This is a genomic window from Pseudemcibacter sp. (assembly GCF_965661635.1).
Lineage (GTDB): Bacteria > Pseudomonadota > Alphaproteobacteria > Sphingomonadales > Emcibacteraceae > Pseudemcibacter.
The window spans coordinates 1-2532 of record NZ_CBFIEP010000143.1 but is presented as its reverse complement, the minus strand read 5'-3'; the positions used below and the strand labels follow the sequence as shown (position 1 = coordinate 2532).

Genomic DNA, 2532 nt, shown 5'->3' with positions numbered 1-2532 from the left:
TTAGATCTGAATTAGTATTATACGATAGACAAAAACATGAGTTTTACAATAAAAATAAATACAGTGAAACTTTACTAGAAGTTGATAAATTCTTAGTTTCACTTGGCTATCTAAATAATCCAGCGGATTGAAGACCATTTGATAAAGGGTAAAATAAAGTCAATTCATTTTATAACTCCTTGATTATCATCCATTTACTGTTATGAAGCGTATAAACCCTAAATTAAGAAAATGCATTCAACTTAATTTCTTCACTTTTTTAAACTTTTATGGGAAAATTATAAATATTTAATAAAGCTGTGACACTATCTATACATGACCTTTAATCTTAAAAACAATCTTGTGATAAGTGCATTTCTTGCCTCTTTCACTATACTCTCTTCTCAAAATGCTGTCGCGCAATCAGCACAAGGCAGACCAGACGGGGCAGCAGGGCAAATGCCCCCTGCTCAGTCAAATGAAGGCAGATGGTCACTTGGGATTGGAGCGGTAGTACAGGATTCACCATTTGAAGGCGAAAAAATAAACGCCATGCCGATCCCCGTTATCGGATATCAAAGTAAGACTTTCTTTATTCAAGGGCTGCGTGCAGGATACCATTTAAAAAATATCGAAGACCGCCGTAAAGGTGGGGTTTTTCTTGATGGTTACATCACACCACGTATGCGACCCGGCGAAAGCCGCAGGAAACTATCCATCGACACAGGCTTAAGTGGTGGATATCAATTTGGCCTTAATACCGTATCCTTTAATGTACAGCAGGATATCAGCGGAAATTCAAACGGTACGGAACTCACCTTAAGTTATGGATTGGCTATTCCGTTCGTTAAAAAGAATTTATTTATGCCGCGCTTTTCCGTTATTTGGCAAAGTCAAAAGCTGGCCAATTTCCTTTGGGGGATCGACCAAGAAACATTTGAAAAAACATTAGCCAATGCGGATGAGCTGACCCTTAACCCGTTTAACATCAATAAATCCGTTGTGAACTTTAGCGCTGGGTTAACTCATATATATCGCTTTAACGAAAATTGGAGCACCTTATCAATTGCGCAGGCGACCGCGCTTTCTGACACGATCACCGCGAACCCTGCCGTTACAAGCAATTATGACCTAAGCTTCATATTCAGCCTATCCTATACTTTCTAAGAATATAAACTTTAATAGATTTTATAAACCGTCGGCGTCATGGGCATTAATTCATATTGATCTTGAATAAAAGCAACCAAATCGATCAATTCATCAACTGTCATGATGCTATTATAGTTTCGCATCATTGATTGTGGCTCATCTATCGATGGTGTCACCCTATATTGTTCTGAAACCTTATGGGACGGGTTTATGATCGATGTCACCAATTCGCCATATGTTTCAATATGGGTTGCCGGGCCGCCTAATACTACATTCATAATCGGGTCAATGCCTTCCGGTGCCAATAGTTCGTCTTCTAATCCTGCGACCGTATGACAATCAACACATCTATATTCAACGAAATATGCTTTGCCATATTCTGCATTACCTTCCGGCAAGGTAAATCCATATGAGGACTTAGGGCCAAAACTACAGGAACTAACAATCAACGCACAAAAAATTGCTGTAACAAATAGTATAATTCTCATCATCTTTTCCTTTCAATTTATGAAATTCAATAATGCCTCATTATACCATTATTCAAAGTTCCCTTACATGATCTGGGTCAAGGTTTAATCAATCCCATATGCCTCTTGCATATGTATCAGCAATTCTTTAAAACCCGTCTTATGCATATTGCCCTTTATCAACCTGATATCCCACCGAACACTGGCACCATCATTCGTATGGCGGCGTGCCTTGATGTTCATATTCATATTATTGAACCGTGTGGCTTTCCATTTGGTGAAAAATCATTTCGCCGTGCGGGAATGGATTATATTGATCAAAGTAAAATCACACGACATCAAAGCTGGGAAGATTTTCTGAAAATAATGGGGTCACATCGCATCGCCCTTTTAACCACAAAGGCCGCAGAACCCTACACAGAATTTGAATTTAAAGAAAATGATGTCCTGTTGCTTGGCCGTGAAAGCGCGGGCGTCCCTGATGATGTACATGCGAGGGCTGATGCACGCTTACTAATTCCTATGACGCCGGAAACAAGATCATTGAATATTGCCGTTTCTGCGTCTATGGTGCTCGGTGAAGCCTTAAGACAAACTAATCAATTTCCAAAAGCTGACTAATGACGATTGAACAACAAAAAGAAAAAGCACAAAACTGGTTTGAAGAACTTCGTACAAATATTTGTAACGAATTTGAAGCCATAGAAAACGATGTAACTGGTCCTTATACGGACCTTGATCCCGGTCGATTTGAACGAAAAAGCTGGTACCGCGATGATGACCCCTCAAAAGGGGGCGGCACCATGGCCGTTATGAAAGGCCGCGTCTTTGAAAAAGTCGGTGTCAATGTTTCGACCGTTTATGGTGAATTTTCGCCAGAATTTGCAAAACAAATTCCGGGTGCAGAAGAAGATCCACGGTTTTGGGCCAGCGGCAT

4 protein-coding genes are annotated in these 2532 nt (G+C 40.1%); 3 read left to right on the top strand and 1 reads right to left on the bottom strand.

What is annotated here, in order from left to right; translation table 11 throughout:
* The first annotated feature begins 315 nt into the window (after positions 1 to 315).
* Positions 316 to 1146, top strand: a complete 831-nt coding sequence (locus tag ACTF6W_RS09285) for a MipA/OmpV family protein (protein ID WP_438994260.1) — start codon at positions 316 to 318, stop codon at positions 1144 to 1146.
* 11 nt (positions 1147 to 1157) lie between these two features.
* Here ACTF6W_RS09285 and ACTF6W_RS09280 read toward each other — a convergent pair whose 3' ends face one another.
* Complete coding sequence (locus tag ACTF6W_RS09280) at positions 1158 to 1616, bottom strand: c-type cytochrome (protein ID WP_438994259.1); 459 nt, start codon at positions 1614 to 1616, stop codon at positions 1158 to 1160.
* A gap of 111 nt (positions 1617 to 1727) precedes the next feature.
* On the opposite strand from ACTF6W_RS09280, the gene ACTF6W_RS09275 reads away from it, so the two are divergent.
* Positions 1728 to 2216 carry a tRNA (cytidine(34)-2'-O)-methyltransferase gene (locus ACTF6W_RS09275; RefSeq protein ID WP_438994258.1) on the top strand — a complete coding sequence of 163 codons (489 nt, stop codon included), beginning with the start codon at positions 1728 to 1730 and terminating at the stop codon, positions 2214 to 2216.
* Positions 2216 to 2532: coproporphyrinogen III oxidase (locus ACTF6W_RS09270; RefSeq protein ID WP_438994257.1), on the top strand; the 317-nt coding region annotated here is incomplete at its 3' end. The genes ACTF6W_RS09275 and ACTF6W_RS09270, both read left to right, overlap by 1 nt.

Bases quoted from the DNA above. Each gene is read 5' to 3' on its own strand.
- ACTF6W_RS09285 (WP_438994260.1), top strand. From the start codon at position 316: ATGACCTTTAATCTTAAAAACAATCTTGTGATAAGTGCATTTCTTGCC.
- ACTF6W_RS09280 (WP_438994259.1), bottom strand. From the start codon at position 1,616: ATGAGAATTATACTATTTGTTACAGCAATTTTTTGTGCGTTGATTGTT.
- ACTF6W_RS09275 (WP_438994258.1), top strand. From the start codon at position 1,728: ATGTATCAGCAATTCTTTAAAACCCGTCTTATGCATATTGCCCTTTAT.